Source organism: Elusimicrobium sp., assembly GCA_015062115.1.
Lineage (GTDB): Bacteria > Elusimicrobiota > Elusimicrobia > Elusimicrobiales > Elusimicrobiaceae > Avelusimicrobium.
Window position 1 is genome coordinate 58375 of record SUVG01000006.1, and the last position, 25420, is coordinate 83794.

The window sequence follows — 25420 nt, forward strand, 5'->3', positions numbered from 1 at the left end:
TGATTCCTGGCCCGGTCGTTGTGGCCGGCAGGGTCATAGCGCAAACCAACATGGAAAATAAAGAATTAGAAACCAAGCGCCACTCGTGTGCACACATTATGGCGCAAGCGGTACAGCAGTTGTTCCCCGGTACCAAACTCGGTATCGGCCCGGCTATTGAAAATGGCTTTTACTACGATTTTGATTGCCCCAAGCAATTCACGCCGGAAGATTTGAAAGCCATTGAAACCAAGATGAAAGAAATCATCAAGGCCCGCCAACCCTTTGAAAGAAAGGAAATGAGCAAGGCCGAAGCCAAAGAATTTTTTGAAAAACGCGGCGAAACCTATAAATTGGAACTGATTGAAGAATTGGAAGACGGTTCTATTACCGTATATACCAATGGAGATTATGCCGACCTCTGCCGCGGCCCGCACGTGGAACACACGGGCAGAGTGAATAGTTTTAAGTTAACCGCCATTGCCGGTGCTTACTGGCGCGGGGACGAAAAACGCCCCATGCTCCAACGCATTTACGGCTTATGCTTTGATACCAAAGACGAATTGAACGCCTATATCAAACAACAGGAAGAAGCCGCCAAGCGCGACCACCGCAAACTCGGCCCGGAGTTGGATCTTTTCAGCGTAAACGATAATGTGGGCCCGGGGCTTATTTTGATGCACCCCAAAGGCGGTATGTTACGCAAAACTTTGGAAGACTGGATTAAAAACGAAAACTTAAAACGCGGTTACGATTTGGTTGTCAGCCCGCATATTGCGCGCCTTCACTTGTTTGAAGTGAGCGGACACGCCGGTTTTTATTCCGAAAGTATGTTCCACCCGATGGAAGTGGACGGAGAAAAATACCAAATTAAACCCATGAACTGCCCCTTCCATGTGGAAATTTACAAAACCCACCTGCGCTCCTATCGCGACTTGCCCCTCCGCTTAAGCGAACTGGGCACGGTTTACCGCTATGAACGCTCCGGTGCGTTGCACGGGCTTCTCCGGGTGCGCGGTTTTACGCAAGACGATGCGCACATTTTCTGCACGCCCGAACAAGTGGAAGAAGAAGTAAAACAATGTTTTGAATTTGCCATGCACATTTTCAAAACGTTCGGCTTTGAAAAATACGCGGTGGAACTTTCCACGCGAGACCCGGAACATCCGGAACATTTCACCGGTGATGTGGCCGATTGGGAACGCGCCGAAAATGCTCTCAAACGCGTGTTGGAAGAAAATAAAATTCCCTACACCACCCACGCCGGGGAAGCCGCCTTCTACGGGCCGAAAATCGATATCAAAGTAATGGACGCTATCGGCCGTTTGTGGCAGTTGTCTACGATTCAGTTTGACTTCAACCTGCCCCAACGCTTCGATTTGGAATATGTCGCCAGCGAAGGCCGCCAACGCCCGATTATGGTGCACCGGGCCATGTTCGGCAGTATCGAACGCTTTACCGGGGTGATTATTGAACACTTCGCGGGTTGGTTCCCGTTGTGGTTGGCGCCGGTACAAGTAAAACTGCTTACTTTGACGGACGATCAAATCCCGTTTGCCAAAGAAGTGGCCGCCAAAATGCGCCAGGCCGGTTTGCGCCCCGAATTAGATGTAAGACCCGAAAAATTGGGTCTCAAAATTCGTGAAGCGCACTTGCAGCGTATTCCTTACACCGCCATTATCGGTGCTAAGGAAGCCGCCGAAGGTAAACTGACCCTGCGCCTGAAAGACGGTACCAATACGCCGGCTTTATCCGTGGAAGAAGTCATCGAAAAAATGAAGGAAGAAGTGGCTACTTTCAGTTTAACCAATCTCTTAAAATAAGATGCTTTGGTTTTATAAACGCTCCGCTGTAACAGGCGGGGCGTTTTTTCATGGTTTTTTTCTGTTATAATGAAAAGAAAACAGACAGGAGGACGAAACCTTTTTATGAAGAAAATGTTAGCTTGGCTGGGAATCGGTTTTTTGGCTGTGCCGTTGTTTGCCGCACCGAAGGCGGCTGATCTTACTTTGCGCGAGCAAGTGGGCCAAACGGTGATGCCTCGGGTATTGGTGGGGCAACATAAGGCCTTTAAGAAGGCCGTAAAAAACGGGGAAGTAACCGGGTTTTTTATTAAAACCAAAGAAGGGTTGCTTCATACTCCCAAGATTACTTCTGCCAATCAAAAGAAATACATTGCCAAACAACGCAAAGCCTTGAAAAAAACCATCGCCGATTTACAAAAATGGGCTTCTAAATCCCGTCATAAAATTCCCTTGTTGTTGTCGTTAGATTACGAAGGCGGAACGGTTACTTCTCCCATGTTTTTGGGGCTGAAACAAATGCCGTCCAATATGCTTTTGGCCGCGGGCGGAAGCGAGAAAATCGTGGAAGATATGTATGCGGCCCAAGCCTTGGAAATGAAATTGGTGGGAACCGAAATGGCGTTAGGCCCGGTAACCGATGTAAACTCCAACCCTAAAAACCCGATTATTCAAACGCGCTCGTTTGGGGATAACGCCCAAGAGGCGGGGCGTTTTGCGGCGGCGGCCGTACGGGCTTTGGAACAAAACGGCGTAGCCGCCGTTAATAAACATTTCCCGGGCCACGGAGATACTTCTTCCGATTCTCACTACGAACAACCGGTTACCGATTTGCCGAAAGACGAACTGTGGCAAAAACATATTTCCGCTTTTATGCCTTCCGTGCAAGCGGGGGTTTCCGGCGTATTGAGTGCCCATGTGGTTTATCCGGAACTTGATAAAAACAACCCGGCCTCTTTTTCTCCTACTATTTTGAAAGGCCTTCTCCGTCAAGAAATGGGCTATAACGGGGTGATTGTAACCGACGGTTTGGATATGGGCGCGGTAAGCGACCAAAGCGTGGAAGAAATCGTTCGCCGTTCTTACAAAGCCGGCAACAATATGCTTTTGTTAAGCGGAGATGTGCGGGATATTAAAACCGCCAAAAAATATCCGCGCCGCGCAGCCGACTATGTGGAAAAAACGGTGCGCGAAGTGGAAGCCGGCAAGTTATCTGCCGCAGAAAATGTAACCCGTCAGGAAATAGAAATTTCCGCCGAAAAAATCTTAGCCTTGAAGGAAAAATTCGGCCTCTTTAATTCCGCGAAAGAACCTGTGTTGGAAACAGGGTTTGAAACGGCCTCCCGGGCGGCGGCAGAAGCGGGGGTAACGGTGGTGCGCTCCGCCGATAACGCCCTGCCGTTAACGGACAAAGAAAAAGAAATCTGTGCCGTGTTTTTTGCGGACGGTATTTTTTCGCTCCAGTTGGAAGCGTTCACCGATTATTTGTCTGCCCGCGGTAAAAAAGCCCGCCTGGTACATGCTTCCGTAGCCCCCACAAAGCAAGACCGCACAAAAGCGGGAGAATGTATGCCGGGGGCGCATGTGGTGGTGGTAGGGACGAGTTACACTTCCCGCCTGAACGAAGACCAGCAACGCCTGGCGGAAGAAATTCGGGTCTCGGCGGAAAAGGCCGGGAAAAAATATGTGCAAATCTCTTTATTAAATCCGTACGAAATTCCGCTCTATCCCCACACTCAAACCATGTTGGCGGTGTACGGCCCTACGGAATATGCCATGGAAACTTCGGCGAAAATTTTGTTGGGTGATGTGCAGGCAAAAGGGAAACTGCCTGTTTCGTTGGACTAAATTTTCTTTTTAGCCCGAAAAAAGAGCCCTCTGTATTTTCATACAGAGGGCTTTACTTCGTTTGGTTCATGTTTTCTCTCATATCCTTCCGGGCCTTATACAGTAAGTATTATTGAGCGTGCCTTCCATAACCCGAATCTGCTTTTTACCCATCCACTTCCTCAGCGTACTCCCCGTACCCACAGGTAAAGGGCCCGAGGCTTGTGAAAGGGATTCTGTAAAGCTAATATCCCAGAAATGGCGCAACTGAACAAAGAACACTTTTTTTCTGTCTTTGCCGACACGGTTGCACTCTTCGCGCAATTCCGCTTGCCTATGCCAGACAGTTTGCCTCCGCTTGTACCGCCCGACATCACCGGGAGGGGCTTGCACAAGGAGGGGTATTTTCTGTATCCCCCGAAGGATATTGTTAGTATAAGCGGTTTTTGCTTAAAATCAAGACTTGAAAAAAGGGTTAGTTTACGGGCGTGTAATTTTCATTACCACTTCCCCTAACGGGGTTACTTCCGCCGCGGGTAAAGTTTGGAGAAGTTGCCCTTGCGCGGTGCACAGGCACACGGATTCCCCTTGGGTATATACGCGGCGCAAAAGATATTGGTTTTGAACGCGAAGGAGCATTAAAGTGTGTTCGCTAAAAGCCGAAACAGGTTTGATGAAAAACAGGTCTTCTGTTGCTTCGGGAGATTGTTCAATCGATTGGCTTTTCAAAAGGCACTTGGCGCCTTTGGCGGCGGCTCGGGGGAGCGTCCACCACTCGCAGACATCTGCTTCCGCGTAATCGGGCCAAGCGGCTCCAATTGTGCTGATAAGCGGAATATGCACACTGTTGCTGGCGGAGTCCGTCAAAGAGGAGTTCGTGTCAGCAGTGTAAGTAAAAGAGGGGTCTTGGGTTTCGCGCAGCGTAGATGTGTTTTTGGCGGCTTGGCCTTCCGGATAGGTGGTAACGGGTTGAAAAAGGCGCATGACATCATAAAAAGCCAAGCCGAACAACTGGGCCATTTGGGCGATGTATCCCTTAGAAGGGGTACGTTTACCCGTAGCCCAAAAGGCTACGGTGGCAGTGGAAACATTGAGTATTTTTGCTAACTTGGCTTGTGCCCCGCGCAGAACACCGTTGTTCCATTTTTCCAGTTGCTTTTCAAATTTATTCATATTGTCGCCCTCTTATTTAAGTGTAGAAAATACACAAAGCAAAAAGCGCTTGACAAATGCTAGCAATACTTACTATACTAACAATATGAAAAGCGGCTGCAGCGCTTTTTACCTCACAGGCGTACAGGTTTTCCCTTACATTTTAGAAACCTTATACGGAGCGGTTTATCCTTACAAACCGATGCCGCGCCCGCGGTATGTCGGCTCCGTTACGCCTCAACTATGTAATTCTGCCAGGAAGTACATAGTTTATTGTAGCAAATAAAATGCCGTTTGGGTTAGTAAAGTTAACGGTTTCGCGTCCGTCCCACCTATTTAACGGGCTCCGGCTGAGCCGTTTGCTTTCTACCCAACGGCTTTTATGGGGGAATACTGCCGCGGGGCTTTCGGGGAAGGGCCAAAACAAATTATAATATAAGTATGAAACGCACTTTTTCTCTTAACATTTACGGGCTGATTTTTTCCATCATGGTATTGGTGGCGGCCCTGACTTATATTTTACCCGCCGGACAGTATAACTCCGTTGAGCGGGACGGCCGCACCTATACGGTGGCAGGCTCTTATCACCGGGTAGAGGCCAACCCGCAGGGCATTGGGGCCGTATTGACTGCCCCTGCCAAAGCCTTTGGTGATTGTGCTGATATCATTGTGTTTATTTTCATTACCGGGGCCGTGTTTACCATTTTGGAACGCACGGGAACGGTTAACGCGGTTATATTGGGCACGAGTTACCTGTTTTCCCGCAAAGAAAAATTAAAGAAATTCTTTATTCCCGCGTCGATGCTTCTTTTCTCTTTGGGCGGGGCCGTGTTTGGCATGGAGGAAGAAACCCTTATTTTTATTCCGTTGTTTATCCCGCTTGCGCTATCGCTGGGGTATGATACGGCCGTAGGGGTCAGTATTCCTTTCTTAGGGGCTTGGGTGGGCTTCGGCTCGGCCTTTATGAATCCGTTTACGGTGGGTATTTCTCACGGGATTGCCCAACTGCCGCTTTATTCGGGCCTCTCGTACAGAGTGCTTGTGTGGGGCATTTGTACGGCACTTGTTACCGGGTTCGTAACCTGGTATGGGGAGCGCGTGCGGAAAAACCCGACTAAAAGTATTACCTATGAGGCTGACGAAGAGCGCCGCAAAACCTTGCAGTTAAATACCTTGGAAAAGCCCGAGTTTAAGCGTTCTCATCTGCTGATTTCCGTGGTGTTTACCTTGGGTATGGGGGTACTGGTATATGGTGTGGCAGTTTTCCATTGGTATATTATTGAAATTTCCGGGCTCTTTTTGGGTGTAGGGCTTTTGTGTGCGCTCATCGGTCGGTTGAAGTTAAACCAAACGACGGACGCTATTATAGACGGCGCCCGCAGCATGGTAAGCGTTTCGGTGATGCTCGCCTTGGCCCGTGCGATTGTGGTAATTGCTTCCAACGGGCGCATCTTGGATACGGTTTTGCATGCTATTACGCAAGCAATCGGGCAGATGCACCCCTTAATGGCGGCTATCGGTATGTTTTGGGCGCACTCGTTTATCAACTTTTTTGTGGCGTCGGGTTCTGGGCAGGCTGTGCTGACAATGCCGGTGATGATTCCGTTGTCGGACTTAATAGGCGTGAACCCGCAGTTGGCCATTTTGGCCTATCAATTCGGTGAAGGGTGGACGAACGCCGTTATTCCTACCGCTCCCGTTACCATGGCGGCTATCGGCATGGCCGGTATTCCGTGGCTGAAATGGGCCAAATGGAACTTGCCTTTGCAACTCATTTTGATAGTTCTTTCCATGGTTCTTCTGATTCCGCCGTATTTACTGAACTGGAAATAGGAATTTTTATTGAGTCCCCGTTTATCGGGGGCTTTTTGTTTATTGAATCAAAGAGATATTTTTTGTAAATTTATTACAATCAGCCTTATGAGTAAAGGCCCAAGGAGAAAGTTATGAAAAAAGGGTTTACACTGGTTGAAATGTTGGTAGTGGTGTTAATCATAGGCATTTTGGCTTCTATAGCGATGCCCGCCTATCACCGCTCGGTAGAAATGTCCCGCGCGTCGGAAGCCATGCAAATGGTACGCAGTATTGCCAAGGCCAACGAAATACATAAAATGCAAACGGGCAAATATACCGCTAATATCAATAATCTTACCGTTAAAATAGGGGGGGAAGATGTGACGTATGCGGACATGAAACGCAAACAAAGCAAGTATTTCCAATACGGTACGCGCGCTACCTCCTCCGGCGATACCACGGGAGTAATTGCGATTGCCAACCGCCTGAAAGTGGATACTTATTACTCGCTTCGTATGTTTGAAGGGAAACAGGGAATTTATTGCCGTCAGTATTCGGCCCGTCCTTTCAACATCTGCGAAGATTTAAGCAGCGGTGTAAAAGAAGATATTTATTATTTGATTCAATAAAAACTTTTATTCTTAATTCAAAACTCCCCGGCGGTTAAGAGCCGGGGAGTTTTTTACTTCTGTTTTTTGGAAGAACTGCGTTTGGCGGGTGCCGGTTTTTCTTTGGGTTTTGGCCTTTCGGCAGAAGGGTTATTTTTCAAAAAGGCATCTACTGCGTCCAGTTCCGGCTTTAGGTATTTTCCGGTGTAAGAAGAAGCACATGCCGCCACTTGGCGCGGTGTTCCTTGGCAGACGATTTCTCCGCCTTTGTCGCCGCCTTCGGGGCCCAAATCAATCAACCAATCAGCTGTTTTGATAACATCTAAATTATGTTCGATGATAAGCACCGTGTTGCCTTTGTCCGCCAGTCCGTGAAGCACATGGAGCAGTTTATCAATATCGGCGAAGTGTAGCCCGGTGGTGGGTTCGTCCAAGATATAGAGTGTTTTGCCTGTCCCTTTGCGGGAGAGTTCATCAGCCAATTTGACGCGTTGAGCCTCCCCGCCGGAAAGGGTGGTGGCCGATTGCCCTAATTTAATATATCCGAGCCCCACATCGTGTAAGGTTTGCAGGTAGCGTTTGATTTTGGGGATTGCGTCAAAAAATTCCAACGCTTGCGATACGCTCATTTCCAACACTTCGGCAATGTTTTTCCCTTTGAATTTAACTTCCAACGTATCTTCGTTAAAGCGTTTTCCGTTGCACTCTTCGCACTTTACATAAATATCGGGCAGAAACTGCATTTGTATTTTCAAGATGCCGTCCCCTTGGCATTTTTCGCACCGGCCGCCTTTTACATTGAAGGAAAAGCGGCCCGGTTTATATCCGCGGCGTTTGGCTTCGGGCATTTCGGCAAACAAATCGCGAATATGCGAGAACACACCCGTGTAAGTGGCGGGGTTGCTGCGCGGAGTTTTGCCGATAGGGCTTTGATCTACAATAATTACTTTATCAATATGTTCCAGGCCTTTTAAGGCTTTGTGTACGCCGGGAACATCTTTTGCCCCGTAAAATTTATGAGCGAGGGCTTTGTAAAGAATTTGGTGAATCAGCGTGCTTTTTCCCGAGCCCGAAACACCCGTAACGCAGATGAATTTTCCAAGCGGGAATTTAACATGAATATCTTTTAAGTTAAATTGTTTGGCTCCTACGATTTCCAAAAATTTGCCGTTTCCTTTGCGCAGTTCTTCCCGCGGAAGAATCATGCGTTGTCCGTTGAGGTATCCGGCGGTGAGGGAGTGTTTGTTTTTTAGGAAATCTTCCGTCGGTTCCGCGGCCACAATTTCACCGCCGTGTTCCCCGGCCAGCGGCCCCAGTTCCACTACATAATCGGAGGCTAAAATAGTGTCTTTATCGTGTTCCACCACAATCAGCGTATTGTCTAAATCGCGCAGATTTTTAAGGGTTTCAATCAGGCGGTCGTTATCGCGTGAGTGAAGGCCGATGGTCGGCTCGTCCAGCACATAAAGAACCCCCGTTAAGCCCGAGCCGATTTGGGTAGCCAAGTGGATACGCTGTGCTTCCCCGCCGGACAAAGTTTGGCTTTTGCGTTCCAATGTTAAATAGCTAAGCCCTACGCTGTGTAAAAAGTCCAAGCGGGCGCGAATTTCTTTGAGGACATCTTTGGCAATAATTTTTTCTTTATCCGTCAGTTCAATCGTTTGGAAAAAATTTTTGGCGGCCGATACTTGCATAGCCGTAATTTCTTGGATATTTTTTCCGTTTATTTTAACGGCCAAGGCTTCGGGTTTGAGGCGTTTGCCCGCACAGGTGGGGCAGGTAACCTCGCGCATGAAACGGGTGTAAACTTCTTCTTTTACAAAGTCGCTTTCGCTTTCTTGGTAGCGGCGTTTAAGGTTGGTGATAACGCCTTCAAAATCTTGTTCTCCGCCGGAAATAACCGAAGTATAACTGGCTCCTCCCGTTCCGTACAACAGTAAATCCCGTTGCGCCTTGGGCAATTTGTTCCAGGGGGTATTCATGTTGATTTTGTTTTGACGGCACACTTGATGCAAAATATCGTAATAATACTCACTCCAGGAATTTTTCCAGCGGTGTGTGCGGGTGGTAACGGGGTTATCCCATGCCGCGATGGCCCCTTCGTTAATGGAAAGAGTGTCGTCCGGTACCACCAAATCTTCGGCAACCTCTATTTTAAGCCCCAGGCCGTTGCAATCGGGGCACGCACCGTAGGGGGAGTTGAAGGAAAAAAGGCGGGGTTCTAATTCGCTAAATCCAATCCCGCAGTGGGCGCAGGCGTTGCTTTCGCTGTAGGTAAAATCTACGGGTTTTTCGCCGGAGGTTTCCAAAATATGCACAAGGCCTTTGGCATATTTTAAGGCGGCTTCCAAACTTTCCACCAAGCGTTCGCGGTCAAATTCATCTACATAAAATTCGTCTGTTACCAATTCAATGGTGTGCTTTTTGTAGCGTTCCAGCGAGGGGGTATTTTCCAATGTGATGACCTGTCCGTTTACGCGTGCTTTTACATAGCCGTCTTTTTTGAATTTGGCGAATAATTCTTCGTAAGTTCCGGCGCGTCCGCGCACCACGGGGGCCAGAATATAAAGCGTTTTGTCGGTAAATTTTTTGAGGATATCCTGCGCAATTCCCTGCACGCTCCAGGTTTCCACTTCCCGTCCGCATTGAGGACAATGGCGGTGGCCCACCCGCGCGAAAAGCAAACGCAGGTAATCGTAAATCTCCGTAACGGTAGCCACGGTGGAGCGGGGGTTTTTGGAAGGGTTGCGTTGTTCAATGGATATAGCCGGGGATAAGCCTTCAATGTGTTCCACATCAGGTTTTTCCATGAGTTCCAAAAACTGTCGGGCATAAGCGGACATACTTTCCACATAACGGCGTTGCCCTTCCGCGTAGATGGTATCAAACGCCAAAGAACTCTTGCCGGAGCCGGAAAGCCCGGTTACTACGGTCATTTTTCCCTTGGGCAGAGAAACGGTAATATTTTTTAGGTTATGGCCTTTTGCGCCGATTACTTTAATGCTTTTCATATCCAAATCCTGTAGAAACAAACGCCCGCAGGCAAAATCTTACGCGCGCGCGGGTGTTTTTTGTATAAATAAATTATATAATTTATATAACTTATTTTCCCGGAGATACCCGCGTGAAAAAATCACTGAAATATACTTTCTATGCTCTTGGCGTTTTGCTTTCTATTGCTCTTATCGCCGTGATGATTTATCAGGCGAAGGATAGTTTTGTAAAAATTTGGCAGACGGTAAAAATAAAATATCTTTTCCTTTCTTTGTTCTCTGCCATAATGATTTATGTAAGCATGGGCCTTGCTTTGTACGAGGTGTTGCGCATTATGGGGCGCAAGGTAGGCAAAAGTGCCGCCATCGGGATTGCGCTTGTTTCCACCACGGTAAACTATGTGGTATCTTCGTTAGGGGCCAGCGGTTTTGCCTTGCGGGCCCACTTGCTTAACCGCCGCCGCGTGCCCTTTGGCACTTGTGTAACGGCCAGTATTGTAATATCGGTGCTTTTGTATTTTGTACTTGCGATTATCATTTTGCAAGGTTCGGTGTTGATGTTGTTTAACTCCTCAGCCACTACCATGCAACTTCTTAAAAACTTTGTGCTCATTGTGGGTATGTGCGGCGTGTGCGCGGTGGTAACGGCCTTTTTGTTTAACGATGAGTGGCGTTCCAAATGTTTGCGCAAGGCTTTCCGCATGGTTAACAAAGTTCTTTTCCATGTGTTCCGCGCGCTGATTCCCAAAGGGAAATACGATGACTTTATGGATCAGTTGGACGAAGGAATAGACCTTATCCACAAGAAAAAGAAAAAAATGACCTGGACGATTATTTATATCTGTGCCGACTGGTTGTTTACGATTTTGGTTTTGTATTTTGCCTTCCGTGCCGTAGGGGTGCATATTTCTACAGGCGTGTTGGTGGCCGGGTTTGCCGTGGGTATGGTCACCACGCTTATTCCCATTTTACCCGGCGGTCTGGGGGCGATGGAATTGGCGATGACGGCAGTTTATTCCCAAATGGGAATCGATTGGGACGCCGCCCTCATGGCCACCCTTATCTATCGGGTTGTTTACTATCTTATTCCGGGCATTGTCAGTATCTTTATCTATTGGGGGTTGCAGCTTTCTTCTCCCGTAAGAACCAGACAGCCCAAAGGAGTCCGCCATGAAAGAACGCATTAACGAATTGGTGCCCAACGTGCGCCCGAGTTGTTATGTTCACAAAAGTGCCGTGTTAATCGGTGATGTGACGCTGGGGGAAAATGTTTCCGTTTGGCCTTGCGCCGTGTTGCGCGGGGATATTGCTGCTATTTCGGTGGGGGAAAACTCCAATATCCAGGAAAATGCCTGTATTCATGTCAACTACGGGGCTCCGGCACAAATCGGCAAAGGGGTCAGTGTAGGGCACGGTGCCGTGGTGCACGGAAGCAAAATCGGCGATAACTGCTTAATCGGCATGAACGCGGTGGTGATGGAAAGTGAAATCGGCCCCAATTCCATTATCGGGGCGGGTTCCGTGGTACCTGCGGGCAAAAAAATTCCGGCGGGCTCTTTGGTAATGGGTGTACCGGCCAAAGTAGTACGCGAGTTGGAAGAGGACGAAGTAAACGCCATTATGAAAAATGCCCGCGAATATGCCGGTGCGATTGGTTTGTATAAAGACCATTGTGAGGAAATGTAAGCATGAAAAAAGTAGTGCTGATAGAAGACTCCAAAGTGTTGGGAACGGCGTTGTGCGGTGCCTTGAAAGTGGAAGGAGTGGAAGTGCACTGGGCCGAAAACGGTGTGGCGGGCGTGATGCTTGCCAAGCAAACAAAACCCGATTTGATTTTGTTAGATTTAATGCTTCCCAAACTAAGCGGATTTGAAGTCTGTAAAATGTTAAAAACGGATAATGCTACCTGGAGAATACCGATAGTGATTATGTCCACTCTGTCGGATCCGGAGTCCCGAGACCGCGCCGCCGAAGCCGGTGCCGATCATTTTATCCCCAAACCGTATGATTTGGCTTCCACCATGGCCGAAATCAAAAAACATCTAAAAATATAACAAGGAGCCCATATGGCTGTTACCAAAAAAAAGACGACAAAAAAAGCCGAAGTAAAAAAACAACCTGCCGCAAAGAAAGCCGTTGCTAAAAAAACGGCTCCCAAGCGTGTGGCGGTGGAGAAGGCCGTTTTGGAAGAACTGTTGGAAAGCAACCGCCCTTCCCAAGCTTTGGAAATGTTGGTAGCCGTGCGCACGAAAGATGCGCAACTTTGGTTTTTAACCGGCGAGGCCCAACGCCAACTGGGTTCCTTTGAAAATGCACTGAAAAGTTATGCCAAGGCCTTACATATCGCCGAGGAAGCCGAAGTGCGCATGGATACTTTGCTTGCTATGGCTTCCTGCTATCGCACATTGGGGCATTCTGCTGCCGCTTACGAACTGGCGGAAGAAACTTTGCAAATGGCGCAAGAATTGGAATACGATGAATACGCCGTGCGCGCCATGCAGGAAATGGGCATGGCTCTTCGTGCATGGGGCCGCTTGGAAGAAGCCTTGGATTGGTTGGATACGGTTCTTTCGGCTTATACGCAACAAAAAGATTATGCGGGCATGAGTTTTATTTATTGGGCCAAAGGCGGTATTTTCCGCTTGCAAGGCCATTTTAAGGAAGGCATTGAACAATTCAAAAAAGCCATCGCCTTCGCCAAAAAAGCGGGGGACGAAATCAGCCTGGCCTACGGATACTGCGGTTTGGCGGGCATCAGCCGTATTTGCGGAAAAATCGACGATTGTGTGAAAAACTACCAAGCAGCCGAAAAAATCTTCCGCAAAAGCGAAGATGTTTTCGGTAAAGCCTACACCAACTGCGGCATGGCCAACGGCCTGCGCCAACAAGGCAAATACGAGGTGGCTCTTCGTCACTATAATGTAGCGGATAAACTTTATTCCGCTATCAACGATCAGGTAGATTTGGGTTTTGTAAAATGGGGCCGTGCCGATATTTTGAAGCGCAAAAACAAAATGCAGGAAGCCCTGAAAGACTTGCAGGAAGCCCAGGTGCTTTTTGATAATTCCGATGAAACCCGCGGGCAAATTTTAACCAAACTTTCCTTGGCGCAAGTGTTGTATGCACTCGGGAAGGTGGAAGAAGCCGAAGCCCTCTATGATGCGGGGGTAAAACAAGCCCGCGCCGAAGGCTTACATACCTATTTGGAAAGTTACACTTAATTAGAGGTTGATTTTTCGTCAAAAAAACCTATAATTTATGTATATGCCCCCGTATGCGGGGTATGTGGAGAGAAAATCTATGAAAAAATTATTAACAGTATTTGGAGTTTTACTTGGTTGCTCTTCCGTTTTTTGCCATGCGGCAGAAGACAATAAAATGAAGATGATAACCTATTTCCCCGTGCCTTATGTGGCATACAGCCAGGTGCAGGTTAGTGAGCAAATGGACGTGGGGCTCAATGCTACTTCCGCCCAAATGACCTTGGGAGATTCTGATGCCAGTTATTCTTTGTCTGCCACTAATGTAAATCTAAACAAAGGGAAATTAGAGTTGGCGGCTAGCTATCCTTCGTCCTCTTATTTATTAAATAAAAAAACTGTTATTGGTTCTGATACAAAGGGCGCGGCTGAAGTGAATTTTTCCAATTTGTCTGTGGGCTCTGTAACTAATGCGAAGAGTATTGAGGCGGAAGTTTTTAATCCTTCTTCCTTAAAAATTTTTGGATATCCTTTCCCCGATTGCAATGCGGACATTTCTTGGCAACGTGTGAAGTTGAACGAAAAAGACGAAGTGTACTTGGTGTGTGGCGCTGCGGAAGAGGAAGAAGCCCCGTGTGCTCCTACCTATAATGGTTTGGAAACATATACAGAGTCTTGCCCTGTGGGTTCAACGGGTCAAATCACATATACATGGGATTATACTAACTGTAAATATAAGCAAGTAAGTTTTTGCAAAATGAAAGAGATTGACTTGGTCAAGACTTATGGTTATATTCTTACCAACCAGCAGAAGAGCGTGGGCGGAAATCTCTGTACTGTTGCTTGTATGATGTCGGCTTATAATGCACCCGTCGGAGGGCTTACTTCTATTCCTTCTTCATACGGAGCAGATTATTTTACTCCTAACTGCACGGCTTCTAATCTCGGGCACACTTGTAATATGAATTTGACCGTTTCCGGAACCCAGTATTGTGCAACGTATACCTGTAAAGAGTTATAAGCATATTGAAAGAAACTTATAAAAATACCCCGGTTTTTACCGGGGTATTTTTTTGACTTCTTAAAACTTATAAAAGGGCTCCCTTAAAAATAAAGGAGCCTCTTTTTTGCTAATCAATCGGTTCTAATTCGCGTTCGTATCCGTCAGCGGCTATCATGCGTGCCTTAAATATACTCCCTACTTCTACCGGGCGGGTAAAGGTTACTTTGCCGTCAATGTCCGGCGCGTCTTTGTAGGTGCGGCCAAAGTCCGGCCCGTCCGCAATGGCTTCCACCACCGTGCCGATCAGGCGTTTGTTTATTTTATCAATCACTCGGCTTTGCGTTTCCACCAGTTCGGCGGCGCGTTCGTGCTTTACTTTAGCGGGCACTTGTTCCATAGCATAAGCGGTGGTTCCTTTTTCGCGGAAGTATTCAAATACACCCATATTATCGAACTCGTAATCTTTCACAAATTTTTTAAGTTCGTTGAAATCTTTTTTCGTTTCCCCGGGGAAACCGACAATAAAGTTCGTGCGCAAAGAAATATCGGACACTTCGGCTTTCAGCATATCCAAGGTGCGGCGGATTTGGGCGCCGTCGCAATGGCGGTTCATGCGTTTTAATACAGGGTCGGCAATGTGTTGAAGGGGGATATCAATATAGTGGAAAATTTTATCCGTAGAGGCCATCAGTTGCGCGAGTTCTTTGGTAACGCGGTGCGGATAGCCGTACATAATGCGCAAACGCCCCAAACCGCGTATTTTAAGCAGTTTTTCCAACAGGGGTACCAGTTGGGGCTTGCCGTATAAGTCCATGCCGTAAGAAGTGGTGTCTTGGGCAATTAAGGAAATTTCTTTTACGCCTGTTTGCACCAAAAGGCGAGCCTCGCGTACAATGTCGTTCATGGGTTTAGAAATATAATTCCCGCGGATAAACGGAATAGTACAATACGCGCAACGATTGTTGCAGCCGTCTGCCACTTTTAAGTAAGCCGTGTGCGGGGCGGTGAGCGTCATTTTATATTCGGGCAGGTAAAGTTTGCTCGGGAGCGGGTCTAAAAAAACGCCTTTTTGTTTGATGGTTTTTTCCACGGTTTGTTGGGAGCCGATGGAAAACAATGTGTCTATCCCCGGAAATTCCTTTGCAAGTTGCTCGCGGTAGCGTTCCACCAAGCACCCGGTAACGGCTACCTTTTTGATTTTACCCGCTTCTTTTAACTCCAGCGCGTAGCGGATTTCTTCCTTGGCTTCTTTGACGGCAGAGGCAATAAAGCCGCAAGTGTTGATAAGCACCGTATCGGCTTTTTCCGGGGAGAAAACCATTTTATGTCCGTTTGCAATTAAGCGTGCGGAAAATTCTTCGCTGTTGGTTAAGTTTTTGGGGCAACCCAAACTGATTAAATAAAATTTCATAAAAGTCCTCTTATACGGCCACATCTTCGGTGATGGCGGGTTTTTCATGGTCGTCATCGTCGTCATCATCGTCGTCCGTAGATAAAATCGCCATACCAAAAGTTACTACACCGATGCGGCCGATAATCATAGTACCGATGATGATAAGTTTACCCAGCCAAGAAAGTTCTGCCGTAATACCGGTGGAAAGCCCGGCGGTACTTAATGCAGCGGCAGATTCGAACAATAATTTAAGGAAGGGGAGATCCTCCGTCCAGGTAAGTAAGAACACGCTGGCGAATAAAAACAAAATGTAAAGAAGAAAGGTGGAAGTGGCCGAGTACAAACGCACTACGGGGATACGCCGCCCCAAAAATTCCACGCGCGTATTAAGTTTCAAGCGGTTATACATCAGCGCCATTAAACTGCAAAAAACGGTGGTTTTCATACCGCCGGCCGTGCCGGAGGGGGAACCGCCCACACTCATAAGAAGCATCAAAATAAGTAGCGAACAGGAAGACAATGTGCCCACATTTACGGTATTATATCCGCCGGTAGTCATAGCGGCGGTAGATTGGAAAAAGGCTTCCAGCAGCGTAAGGCCGGGCGAGGTAACAAACAGGGTAAAAGTACCGAAGGCTACCATACAAAAGGTGCATACCACAATAATTTTAGTGGTAAAAGAAATGGTTTTTGTTTTCCGTCGGATAAAATTAAATAAATCTGTTACCACGATAAATCCCATGGCCCCTGCTAAAGATAAACAGGAAATGACAATATTGATAGTTTTACTGTCGGCAAAATTTTCCAAACTATTATTCCAAAGAGAAAAACCTGCCGTACAAAAAGCGGATACACTGTTAAAAACACTGTACCACGCCGCATCAAAAATACCGTAGTTGTGGTGGCGGAAATAGTTAAACAAAAATACAGCCCCGATGCTTTCCGCAATAATAGTAAACACAACGGCGGCCCACAGAAAGTCCGAAAGTTTCAAGGTGTTAGGCAGTGACACTTCGGCGGATAGATTTTCCTGTTGGTGTTTTCGGAGGCGGTGGCGCTCCGAAAAAGAAATAAAGAAAAACGAGGAAAAAGTCATGTACCCGAGCCCGCCGATTTGAATGAGAATCAGCACTACCAGTTTGCCTAAAAAGGTGTAAGAATCGGCGAAATTTACGCTGTTAAGCCCCACAGAAGATACGGCCGATGCCGAGGTAAATAAATTGTCCAAAAACGACACATCGGTACTGTTCATAAACGGCAGGGACAGAACAATCCACCCCAAAAAAGTATATGCCAGCACCGTTTGGGCAATATTTTGGTGTGGGGTAAGGTGCAGAAGAAAAATAGAATATTTCTTCAGCGATATTTTGATAAATTCTTTTGTCTTTGCGATTGCTTCGCGCCAGTTAATAGAGGCCATAAAATTATTATATAAATTTGGGTTTTCCCTCGCAAAAAACTCACAGTAAAAAATAAAGTGCAATAAAAAAATTCAAACAAGTGTTTGAAAAATATACAGGAGGTAATCTTATGAACAAAATGAAACTTTGTGTAATGCTGGGCAGTTTTGTGATGTTGGGTGGCTGTATGGCCACGGTGTCCCCGAGCGGACGGGTAAGCATGGCGTATGTTCCTACCTCTACGGTAGTAGTGGAAAAGCACCACAGGGGGGGAGAAAGGCGTTACTATCACGCACCAATCGTCCAACATATATATACAAAACCCGGCCCCCGTTACGCCCATCATAAAAAAAAACAACATTTCGGTAAAAAATACCGTCCTGTTATCGTCCAACACCAAGTACGCCCCGGTAAAGGGAAACCTAAATACGGTGTCGGCCAAGCAAAACCCGCCCCAAAAGGCAAAGCCGGTAAACAAAAAACCCATTTCGGGAAAGGAGGTAATAAAGGACAAGAAAAAAGAGCCTTCCAAGCAGGCTTCTCCCGCACAGAACAAAAATTCGGGGGGAAACAACAAGGCTCCTTCCAAGCAAAACGCGCTAACGCCGGGCAAAAATCCTTCGGGCAACAAGGTAAACAAACCTTCCTCGGCGGGCAAGGAGCCCAACAAGGCAAACAAGCCTTCGGCCGCGGCCAAGCCGGCCAACAAACAGGGCGGAGCCAAACCGCAAAACGCGCAGAAAGGGGGCAACGGAACGGGCGCTAAAAAGAAATAAGAGGATGTAACATGAAAGGGAAAAATTAAACACCCCCCGGTTGACGGGGGGTGTTTTAATTATTTATAGAATTTTTCTTCCATATTCCTAAAGAAATTACAAAATTGGGAAGATTCTTCCAAGGAGTTTTTCCGTTGTAATTCTTGGGTTTTCATTTTTTTACAAAGGTCTATGGCTCCAAGCAGTAAAGCCGTGCGTGGGAGTTTTTTATCTGCAGTCAATTTCTTCATTACCTCGTTATCTACAAATGTTATCTCTTCCCCTTCCAGAGTCATGAGAGGCGAAAAATCATATTTTAAGCTGCAAACTCCCTTCTCCCCAAAAGCCGGTTCCGAATCTAAATAAGCAATCAGTTTATCGGATTGATTGGTTAGCAGGGTGTTAATGGTAGATTTTGTGTTAGATAAATTCCAAAGCATGCCTTCCGTTCTGTAAATTTTTTCTTGCTCATCAAAGAAGGTAAAAATAGAAAATGCATCATCAAAGTGCAGGTTAGTCCTGCAAGTGTTTTCCTCTAAAGTTACGGTGGCGTCTTCTTCCATAAAGGGGAAAGTCCAATGGATGCCGTCTACTCTTTCTTCGCGTTTGGCCGATAAGATATTTTTTCCGTTTTCAAACACAATTTCATCTTCATAGAAGGTTAATTTCCAATCTCCCGTTAGAGTTCTCATAAAATAGCGGTTTCCCATTAAGTGTGAAAGGGGTACTTGGTGATAGAAGAACGGAGCCTGATAATGCGTGTGTTTTAAGTTTCCATCTGCATCATATTCGTGCGTTCTGTTGCCGATGGAATAACTTTTTCTGTTCACCACTTTGGCCTTTTTGTATAGGGTATCATCGCAAAAACTTTGCCACCCTTTTTGTGCGCGTGGGGAAAACTGCCCCTTAAGCCTGTTTTGGGTTATATCTATCAGGTTAATAAAGCCGTCTGCATCGTCACAGGATAGTTTTTTTGAATAGGCCATGAGGCTGTTGTCGGAGTCTATCCTGTCCGAAGTGGAGTAAACGGCGGAAGCATTTTTTTCTGCTCCGTTATAGTATTGGTCTGCCATGCCGTAAAAGTGCCCCACCTCGTGGATAAGGGAACTTAAAACTTCGTTGTAGTTGGTAGATTTATCGTGGTAGGTTACCACTTGGGGCACAATAATCAATTTATTAAAAATAAAACAAGCAAGGGCTGTTTCGTCGCAATTTGAGCGCAACTCGCTGGGGGAGGCAAAAAGCACTTGCACATCGGCTTGATTGCGGTCGTTGGTTCTTTGCAGGTTTGGTTTTTGCTTGAGTAGCGGTAAAAGGTCGGCAAATTCTTCGGTACGGCCTGCCTTTTCAATTTGTTGCAACGCATAGGCCGGCCAGGCGTTCACGGCCCGCAAAAATAAACTTTGGTTGGCCATTTGTTCCGCAAGTTCGGGTGCGGGTCGGCCGTCCTCTTCTTCCATAAAATAATAAATGGTTTTCCCGGATAGAAATTTTTCTAAAGGAATTTCTTTATTACGCGGTTCCACATAGTCGTCCATAACGCCCCAAGGCGCGGCCGCTAACAGGGGCAACGCGACTAATAAAAAATTCAAAAAGAGGAAAAAAGTAATAGATTTCTTCATGTTATAAGTGTAACCGTTATTTTGAATATTTCAACACTTATATTGTAGCACAGAAAGACTTTTGAGCATATACAAAAAACCCTTTGGCATATTTACCAAAGGGTTTAATATTTCAAATGGCTTCCCCTAGTTGATGTTATACGAAAAAATATGTAGATGAAGTAATGTGGTTTTGAGCGTTAGGGAAGATAACAACGGGAATATCTATTATAACCATGTTTTGAGAAAAAACGAGGAAGGAACTGTCAGCTTGCCGACTCCTAATGCCGGGGCTCCCGTTCCTTCCTCTACAGATAGTATACCTAATGAAATGGAAAAAAACAAGGGGTATTCTGTGGAATTAGAATGCTTCTTTTAAGGGGTTAAATGAAAAGCCAAGGTAAAAATATCGTTTACGGAAAAGCGGTGCGGCCAAACGCAGGCATAAGAGCATGGTACCGCGCCGTTCTTCGCGCCTTGGTAGATGATATGGCAGAAAAAACAAAAAAGCGAATCCTGCGCGTTTACTATACAAAAAACCCTTTGGCATATTTACCAAAGGGTTTAATATTTCAAATGGCTCCCCGAGTAGGACTCGAACCTACAACCTACCGGTTAACAGCCGGTCGCTCCACCATTGAGCTATCGGGGAATAAATTCTTGCTACATATTTATTGTATTAAAAAAAAATTATTTTGTAAACAATTTATTTTCTTCCGACGATAAAACGCGCCAAAAGTCTTCCTTCTTTTTTATAAAAATGCTCACAAAAACAAGTATAGCAAATATAGTGCCTGCCCCGAAAAGAGTATCGGCAAGCCCGCAACAATGAATACAAAACGCAATGCCCAACACACAGCAACTTTCCACCGTGTAGGTAGCGGTGGCAAACAGCCCCAGCGTTTTACTGCGCAGTTCCGTGGGTGTGCGAAGTAAAATAATACTGTTAATCATCGCTCCAAAGGCACCAAAGGGGATTCCGCACAGCCCAGTCGCCCCCAACACGGCCCAAGTGGGCAATTTGAAATAAAGTACGACGATAGACAACAAATATCCCATATAGTTACAGGTAAGCAACGCGGAAAAAGAAAACTTGCCCGCCCATTTGGCAAAACCGATAGCCCCCAAAAACGCCCCGAACCCGAACGCCGCCCCGAGCGCCCCTAAATACACGGCATTAAAGCCGTGTTCGTAAATATAGGCGGGGAGCAAAATAAGTTCCCACGATTCGCCTAAAATAAAAGTAGGAAGCATAAAAAGCATCGGTTCCCAGAGGGTTCTGTCCGTGCGGAGGTTTTGCCACACTTCCGCGTACGAAGGCAACCTTCTGGGCGTACGCGGTTTGCGGTTGGAATAAAGAACGGTGCAGATGATAACAATTATCAAACAAAACACGGCGCACAACACCCATGCCGAAAAAAGCCCGCAACACGCAATAACCGTCCCGCCCACAATAGGCCCCGCCACACACATAATACCGTCGAAAGATTGCACAATCCCTGCCGTTTTGGAAACCGCCACCCCCGCATAGCGCGAGAAGGTGGGGGATAAAGCCGTGCGGGCCAGTTGGCCGGGGGCATCAAAAAAGGAACTTAAAAAAATCAGTATCCCGATTAACCACGGCCAAGCGCAGTGAAAAGCAATCAAAACAGGGATAGAACCCAAAAGTAAAAACTGGATAACCTCGCAGGTAAACATGGCTTTGGAACGGCCTGCCTTATCAATAAGCGGTGCCCCGAAAAGAGAAGAAAAAATATTGGGCAGTAACGCGCAGAAACCCACAAACCCCGTCCACAGAACGCTACCCGTAGTGGATAAAATATACCAAGGTAACAAAATTTGCATAAACTGGTTGGTAAACGAGGAAAACGCTTCCGTCGTCAAAATCAGTTTAAGCGGGGTTTTGGGAGAGTTTATAGTTAATAATTTCATATTGAACTCTTTTCAAAATTATATAAAATGGTAGCAAGAAAGGGGGACTTTATGGCTGAATATAAAGATTATTACAAAATTTTAGGGGTAAACAAAACGGCTACGGACGCGGAAATAAAAAGAGCGTTCAAGTCCATGGCGCGCAAATATCACCCGGATATGCACCCGGAGGCCGACAAAGCCAAAATGACCGAAAAATTCAAAGATGTCAACGAGGCCTACACCGTGCTTTCCGATAAACAAAAACGCACCATTTACGACCAGGTAGGTCAGGAAGGTTACCAACAATATGCCCGCGGCGGGGGGGCCTCGCACGGACGCGGCGCACAGGGAAATCCCTATCAACAATACCAGCAATACTCATACGGCGGCGGACAGGGCTTTGGCGGTTTCTCCGGCGGTTTTGGCGGGGGCGATTTCAGCGATTTCTTCCAAAGCATTTTCGGCAATATGGGCGGCGGCGGTTTTGGCGGGTTTGGTCAAAACTTCGGCCGCAGTGCGGCTTCCGGTCAGGCGGCGGGCGATGTGGAAGCGGAACTGGCCCTTAATTTGGAAGATGCCCACCGCGGCGGCAATATGCAACTTACACTTCCCAACGGGCGTACCGTTACCGTGAAACTTCCTGCGGGAGTGGGCGAAGGTAAAAAGATAAAATTAAAAGGCATGGGAAATCCCACTAAACGCGGAAACGGCGATTTGTACTTGGTTGTAAAAATTCGTCCGCATGCCATGTACCGTTTGGAAGGGGAAGATTTATATGTACCCGTTACCATTATGCCTTGGACGGCGGCTCTGGGCGGGGCCATTTTCGTGCCTACCTTGGACGGCCCGATTAAAGTAAAAGTTCCGGCCGGTACGCACAACGGAAAAAAATTAAAATTAAGCGGAAAAGGGTTAAGTTCCAAAGGCAGTTTGTATGTTACTTTGACCATCGATGTTCCGCGTACGTTAACCAAAGAACAAAAAGAGTTATTTGCCAAATTGGCATCCTTGGAATAATTTACCGAGGAATAATTTACCGATAAAGGAGAAACAGATATGACTACCATTACTTGCACTTATAAAGGCGACGGAGAAACCTTTTTAATCCACGGGCCGACCGGGGCCGAAATCCGCACCGATTTGCCGCCCGATAACGGCGGAAAAGGCCGTTGCTTTTCACCCACCGATTTATTGGCGAGTGCGCTTGTTTCCTGTATTCTTACCATTATGGGAAAAATGGCCGAAGCCCGCGGAGAAAAATTGGACGGAGCCGAAATAGAGGTGGATAAAATTATGTCTTCCAATCCGCGCCGTGTGGGAGAATTCGTGTTAAAAGTAAAATTCCCGGCGCACTTTACGGAAGACCAAAAAAAGTTCTACCAAACGGCTATTCACGCTTGCCCGGTGCATCAAACCTTACACCCGGAAGTAAAAACTACCGTTACGATTCTGTAATATAGTATAAAAATCCCCCTGTGCGAAATTTACCAAAAATGGTAGAATTTCAAAAATCAGCAAAGGGGGATTATTATGCCGATTATTCAAGTAAAACTGGGACAAAACCTATGTACGCAAGGGGGGCTGTTAAGCCAACCCGTTACCGTAAAAACGGCCTTCAATGCCCCTCGGGAAGATTTGAACCCGGGGGAAATGTTGTGTGCTTCGTTAGGGGCCTGTATGCTGACGATGATAGGCTTTATGGCTTCCAAGCGGGGGGAAGATGCCGTGGGGACGGAAGTGCGCATCGCGCCGGAATTTGACGAAAAACATACCCAAATTACGGCGATGGAAATTTCGTTTTTGTTCCCTTCGCATTTTACGGCTGCGCAAAAGGAATTTTATTCACGCGCGGCCCAAACCTGTCCGGTGCATAACAGTCTGCGGGCTGATATCGCCTACACCATACACATCAAATAAACAGACAAAAAAATACCCCCGGTTCGCGGGGGTATTTTTTGTGATAAAACTTATTTAATTCCTTTATACAACCGTTCCAGTTCGGGTTTCAACAGGTTCGGCGGTACATTTCCTACTTTCAACAATTGTTCGTTGAAGAACGCTTCGTTGAAGTTTTTACCGTATTTTTTATGATATTTGGCGTGTTCGGTTTCCAATGCTTCCAACCCGGCCAGGTAACTGACAGATTTGCCGGGTTCGGCCGCAAGTTGTTTTAACATTTCTTCGGCTTCTTTTTGCTCGAAGGCATTTTCTTGCACGAGGAAGTTAATGGCATCGGTGTAAGAGAAAGCCTGCGTGTGGAGTTTTGCGTCCAACAAAGCCATGATTGCGCGGCGGTAGTCGGCCCAGGTTAAGAACAAGAGTTCTTCGTCCGTCAGGATATAGCCCTGTTCTTTGGCTTGGTGTTGCGCGTAAGCACTCCAACCGTTCGCCAGGGAAGCGGAAGGATAGAAACGGCGGATATCCGAAAGATTTTTGCTGGAAAGGGCTTGATAGTAGCGGCCGGGAATCAGTTCGCCGCTGAGCATCAATTTGCGTACAGGCGTATTGAAATCGCGCTTTAATTGTTCTTCTTTGGCCAATTGGTTTCCGGCGGGTAAACGCAGGAAGAAGTCCGCCGCTTCGGTTACTTGTTCCCCATAGAAAGGTTGGAATAAATAGGCCTTGGAATAAGTGTAGAACTGCGGCATGGGTTTAACGGAAAAATTCACCGGGCCGGCAGGTAAAGCCCCTTTTTGGGCAAAGAAATTGGCCAGTTGGTTAGCATCTTTTTCCAAGGCTTCCACCGGGTCTTCTTGTTCCGTGGCGGAAACGGCGCGTTTGGCTACTACATAAAAACTTTGAGCCGTGGGGGGAACATAGGCTTGTTTTTTCTTTTTAGCCGGTTTTTTGTCCTCCACTTCTTCCACGGTCGGCTGATCGTTCAGGCCGTCAATAACGGTTACTTCTTCTTCGGCTTCCGCCGCTTCCATTTGGAAGGGGGTTAATTGTTCGGCCAAGGCTTTTTGGGTGTCGGAGAAATTCTTTTCCAATTTTTTAATTAACTTGGCAGTGGGTTCGTCCACCTGATAGCGGTTTTTTAACACACGCGCATACATTTTTTCTCCCAAGCGGAAATCTTGCAGGTTTTTATCTTGGGAAAGTTGTTTGAACAAATCAAACATATCGCGGAGGGCTTTTTTGGCATCGCGGCCCTGTTGTTTGATTTCTTGTATCTTAAATTCGTCTTCTACCCCTTCCAACATGGCTACTGCTATTTCTTCAAAAGACAGGTAAGCATAATAGGCTTTTTCCATGGCTTGTTGGGAAAGGAAGGTAGGCGGTTGCGCCAAGTTTTCGCGCGCGGATTGGGCCACTTGCGGCAAGGCATCTACGCGGGCGATTAAATCTTCGCGGCGTTTTTCTTCGGTAGGATAAGGAAGCAAGAGCACATCATATATGGCATCAATGGCTTGTGTGTAATATAAAGGATTGGTGACTACCGGGTTTTGTTCCAACACAAAAATATCCGCCGCCAAGGCATTTTTCAACATTTCCAAATCTACTTGTTTGGCGGGGGAAAGTTTTTGAGCTTTCACGGTGTTGGCCAGCTCCTGCACGCCGCGCAGGGCGGCTAAAGCTTGGGAGGTATTACGCGGGGAACGTTCGTCCAACTTGGCGTTGGCGGAAGTATATCCCATGCGGGTGGCTCGTTCCGGAAAGAAAGATAAAATAACGGAAGAGTAGCGGTTGGAGGCGTCCGTCAGGACATTTCCCTCAAGAAGAGCATCAATGTCTTCGAAACTAAACTCTTGGGCATGTAGTGTAAAAGTGCCAAATGCACACACACATGCAACCAAAAAACCCAATAATTTTTTTGTATTCATGTTTAGGAAATTCCTATTGTATAAAGTTGTGCATACACTACTTTATTCTAAATGTTTGAGGGCGGGTGTGTCAACAAAAGTTTTTCCTTCTTAAAAAAGGTTTACACCGTCAAAGACAATTTGTTAAAATAAACTATCCCTAAAACGCAGTTTGGGATTGTTAAAGGTCTTCCTA

The 25420-nt window shown here is 46.7% G+C and carries 20 protein-coding genes and 1 tRNA gene; 13 read left to right on the plus strand and 8 right to left on the minus strand.

The features are described from left to right. Positions 1–50 precede the first annotated feature (50 nt). Together E7027_05585 and E7027_05590 are read left to right on the plus strand one after the other, a co-directional pair. Positions 51–1802 (plus strand): threonine--tRNA ligase, encoded by a 1752-nt coding sequence (locus E7027_05585; GenBank protein ID MBE6421580.1) that lies wholly within the window; start codon positions 51–53, stop codon positions 1800–1802. A gap of 69 nt (positions 1803–1871) precedes the next feature. Continuing rightward, a complete protein-coding gene (locus E7027_05590; GenBank protein ID MBE6421581.1) occupies positions 1872–3629 on the plus strand; it encodes a hypothetical protein in 1758 nt (585 codons plus the stop codon). Positions 3630–4088: 459 nt separating this feature from the next. Here E7027_05590 and E7027_05595 read toward each other — a convergent pair whose 3' ends face one another. Continuing rightward, a complete protein-coding gene (locus tag E7027_05595) occupies positions 4089–4781 on the minus strand; it encodes a helix-turn-helix transcriptional regulator (protein ID MBE6421582.1) in 693 nt (230 codons plus the stop codon). Positions 4782–5201: 420 nt separating this feature from the next. Here E7027_05595 and yfcC point away from each other — a divergent pair, with 420 nt between their 5' ends. Together yfcC and E7027_05605 are read left to right on the plus strand one after the other, a co-directional pair. Further along, complete coding sequence (gene yfcC / locus E7027_05600; GenBank protein MBE6421583.1) at positions 5202–6593, plus strand: putative basic amino acid antiporter YfcC; 1392 nt, start codon at positions 5202–5204, stop codon at positions 6591–6593. Positions 6594–6706: 113 nt separating this feature from the next. Beyond that, on the plus strand, positions 6707–7183 hold the full coding sequence (locus tag E7027_05605) for a prepilin-type N-terminal cleavage/methylation domain-containing protein (protein MBE6421584.1): 477 nt from the start codon (positions 6707–6709) through the stop codon (positions 7181–7183). 53 nt (positions 7184–7236) lie between these two features. Here the strand turns inward: E7027_05605 and uvrA are convergent, their stop codons facing one another. Then, a complete protein-coding gene (gene uvrA, locus E7027_05610; GenBank protein MBE6421585.1) occupies positions 7237–10173 on the minus strand; it encodes an excinuclease ABC subunit UvrA in 2937 nt (978 codons plus the stop codon). Between the two features lie 113 nt (positions 10174–10286). Between uvrA and E7027_05615 the strand changes: the two genes are divergently transcribed. The 5 genes from E7027_05615 (at position 10287) to E7027_05635 (ending at position 14376) form a co-directional block, all read left to right on the plus strand. Beyond that, positions 10287–11342 (plus strand): flippase-like domain-containing protein, encoded by a 1056-nt coding sequence (locus E7027_05615; protein MBE6421586.1) that lies wholly within the window; start codon positions 10287–10289, stop codon positions 11340–11342. After that, on the plus strand, positions 11326–11841 hold the full coding sequence (locus E7027_05620) for a gamma carbonic anhydrase family protein (protein MBE6421587.1): 516 nt from the start codon (positions 11326–11328) through the stop codon (positions 11839–11841). Before E7027_05615 ends, E7027_05620 begins: the two co-directional genes overlap by 17 nt. A 2-nt stretch (positions 11842–11843) precedes the next feature. Beyond that, positions 11844–12209 carry a response regulator gene (locus E7027_05625; protein ID MBE6421588.1) on the plus strand — a complete coding sequence of 122 codons (366 nt, stop codon included), beginning with the start codon at positions 11844–11846 and terminating at the stop codon, positions 12207–12209. A gap of 12 nt (positions 12210–12221) precedes the next feature. Continuing rightward, positions 12222–13376, plus strand: a complete 1155-nt coding sequence (locus E7027_05630) for a tetratricopeptide repeat protein (protein MBE6421589.1) — start codon at positions 12222–12224, stop codon at positions 13374–13376. 79 nt (positions 13377–13455) lie between these two features. Beyond that, a complete protein-coding gene (locus tag E7027_05635) occupies positions 13456–14376 on the plus strand; it encodes a hypothetical protein (GenBank protein ID MBE6421590.1) in 921 nt (306 codons plus the stop codon). 109 nt (positions 14377–14485) lie between these two features. On the opposite strand, the gene rimO is transcribed toward E7027_05635, so the two are convergent. Both rimO and E7027_05645 read right to left on the minus strand, forming a co-directional pair. Further along, positions 14486–15838 carry a 30S ribosomal protein S12 methylthiotransferase RimO gene (gene rimO / locus E7027_05640; protein MBE6421591.1) on the minus strand — a complete coding sequence of 451 codons (1353 nt, stop codon included), beginning with the start codon at positions 15836–15838 and terminating at the stop codon, positions 14486–14488. Further along, positions 15780–17171, minus strand: coding sequence for a potassium transporter TrkH (locus E7027_05645; GenBank protein MBE6421592.1), 1392 nt, complete (start codon positions 17169–17171; stop codon positions 15780–15782). The genes rimO and E7027_05645 overlap by 59 nt, the downstream gene beginning before the upstream one ends. A gap of 110 nt (positions 17172–17281) precedes the next feature. Here E7027_05645 and E7027_05650 point away from each other — a divergent pair, with 110 nt between their 5' ends. Then, positions 17282–17917 (plus strand): hypothetical protein, encoded by a 636-nt coding sequence (locus tag E7027_05650; protein MBE6421593.1) that lies wholly within the window; start codon positions 17282–17284, stop codon positions 17915–17917. Positions 17918–17986: 69 nt separating this feature from the next. Here E7027_05650 and E7027_05655 read toward each other — a convergent pair whose 3' ends face one another. From E7027_05655 to E7027_05665, 3 genes are all read right to left on the minus strand, one after another. Then, the gene (locus E7027_05655; GenBank protein ID MBE6421594.1) at positions 17987–19528 is read right to left on the minus strand and encodes a hypothetical protein; all 1542 of its coding nucleotides are present in this window, start codon (positions 19526–19528) and stop codon (positions 17987–17989) included. A gap of 556 nt (positions 19529–20084) precedes the next feature. Further along, positions 20085–20159 (minus strand) — tRNA-Asn (locus tag E7027_05660). 38 nt (positions 20160–20197) lie between these two features. Next, positions 20198–21439, minus strand: a complete 1242-nt coding sequence (locus tag E7027_05665) for an MFS transporter (GenBank protein MBE6421595.1) — start codon at positions 21437–21439, stop codon at positions 20198–20200. A 51-nt stretch (positions 21440–21490) separates the two neighbouring features. Between E7027_05665 and E7027_05670 the strand changes: the two genes are divergently transcribed. The 3 genes from E7027_05670 (at position 21491) to E7027_05680 (ending at position 23338) form a co-directional block, all read left to right on the plus strand. After that, positions 21491–22438 carry a J domain-containing protein gene (locus E7027_05670; GenBank protein MBE6421596.1) on the plus strand — a complete coding sequence of 316 codons (948 nt, stop codon included), beginning with the start codon at positions 21491–21493 and terminating at the stop codon, positions 22436–22438. A gap of 39 nt (positions 22439–22477) precedes the next feature. Next, positions 22478–22876: an OsmC family protein gene (locus E7027_05675; GenBank protein ID MBE6421597.1), complete on the plus strand. Its 399-nt coding sequence runs from the start codon at positions 22478–22480 to the stop codon at positions 22874–22876. A 75-nt stretch (positions 22877–22951) separates the two neighbouring features. Next, entirely contained in the window at positions 22952–23338 is a 387-nt protein-coding gene (locus E7027_05680; protein ID MBE6421598.1) for an OsmC family protein, read from the plus strand. A 50-nt stretch (positions 23339–23388) separates the two neighbouring features. On the opposite strand, the gene E7027_05685 is transcribed toward E7027_05680, so the two are convergent. Further along, the gene (locus E7027_05685) at positions 23389–25245 is read right to left on the minus strand and encodes a DUF885 domain-containing protein (GenBank protein MBE6421599.1); all 1857 of its coding nucleotides are present in this window, start codon (positions 25243–25245) and stop codon (positions 23389–23391) included. Between the last annotated feature and the right edge of the window lie 175 nt (positions 25246–25420).

Coding starts and splice junctions, on each gene's coding strand:
- E7027_05585 (MBE6421580.1), top strand. CDS start 51: ATGGAAAATAAAGAATTAGAAACCAAGCGCCACTCGTGTGCACACATT.
- E7027_05590 (MBE6421581.1), top strand. CDS start 1,872: ATGAAAAGAAAACAGACAGGAGGACGAAACCTTTTTATGAAGAAAATG.
- E7027_05595 (MBE6421582.1), bottom strand. CDS start 4,781: ATGAATAAATTTGAAAAGCAACTGGAAAAATGGAACAACGGTGTTCTG.
- yfcC (MBE6421583.1), top strand. CDS start 5,202: ATGAAACGCACTTTTTCTCTTAACATTTACGGGCTGATTTTTTCCATC.
- E7027_05605 (MBE6421584.1), top strand. CDS start 6,707: ATGAAAAAAGGGTTTACACTGGTTGAAATGTTGGTAGTGGTGTTAATC.
- uvrA (MBE6421585.1), bottom strand. CDS start 10,173: ATGAAAAGCATTAAAGTAATCGGCGCAAAAGGCCATAACCTAAAAAAT.
- E7027_05620 (MBE6421587.1), top strand. CDS start 11,326: ATGAAAGAACGCATTAACGAATTGGTGCCCAACGTGCGCCCGAGTTGT.
- E7027_05625 (MBE6421588.1), top strand. CDS start 11,844: ATGAAAAAAGTAGTGCTGATAGAAGACTCCAAAGTGTTGGGAACGGCG.
- E7027_05630 (MBE6421589.1), top strand. CDS start 12,222: ATGGCTGTTACCAAAAAAAAGACGACAAAAAAAGCCGAAGTAAAAAAA.
- E7027_05635 (MBE6421590.1), top strand. CDS start 13,456: ATGAAAAAATTATTAACAGTATTTGGAGTTTTACTTGGTTGCTCTTCC.
- rimO (MBE6421591.1), bottom strand. CDS start 15,838: ATGATGACGACGATGACGACCATGAAAAACCCGCCATCACCGAAGATG.
- E7027_05645 (MBE6421592.1), bottom strand. CDS start 17,171: ATGGCCTCTATTAACTGGCGCGAAGCAATCGCAAAGACAAAAGAATTT.
- E7027_05650 (MBE6421593.1), top strand. CDS start 17,282: ATGAACAAAATGAAACTTTGTGTAATGCTGGGCAGTTTTGTGATGTTG.
- E7027_05655 (MBE6421594.1), bottom strand. CDS start 19,528: ATGAAGAAATCTATTACTTTTTTCCTCTTTTTGAATTTTTTATTAGTC.
- E7027_05665 (MBE6421595.1), bottom strand. CDS start 21,439: ATGAAATTATTAACTATAAACTCTCCCAAAACCCCGCTTAAACTGATT.
- E7027_05670 (MBE6421596.1), top strand. CDS start 21,491: ATGGCTGAATATAAAGATTATTACAAAATTTTAGGGGTAAACAAAACG.
- E7027_05675 (MBE6421597.1), top strand. CDS start 22,478: ATGACTACCATTACTTGCACTTATAAAGGCGACGGAGAAACCTTTTTA.
- E7027_05680 (MBE6421598.1), top strand. CDS start 22,952: ATGCCGATTATTCAAGTAAAACTGGGACAAAACCTATGTACGCAAGGG.
- E7027_05685 (MBE6421599.1), bottom strand. CDS start 25,245: ATGAATACAAAAAAATTATTGGGTTTTTTGGTTGCATGTGTGTGTGCA.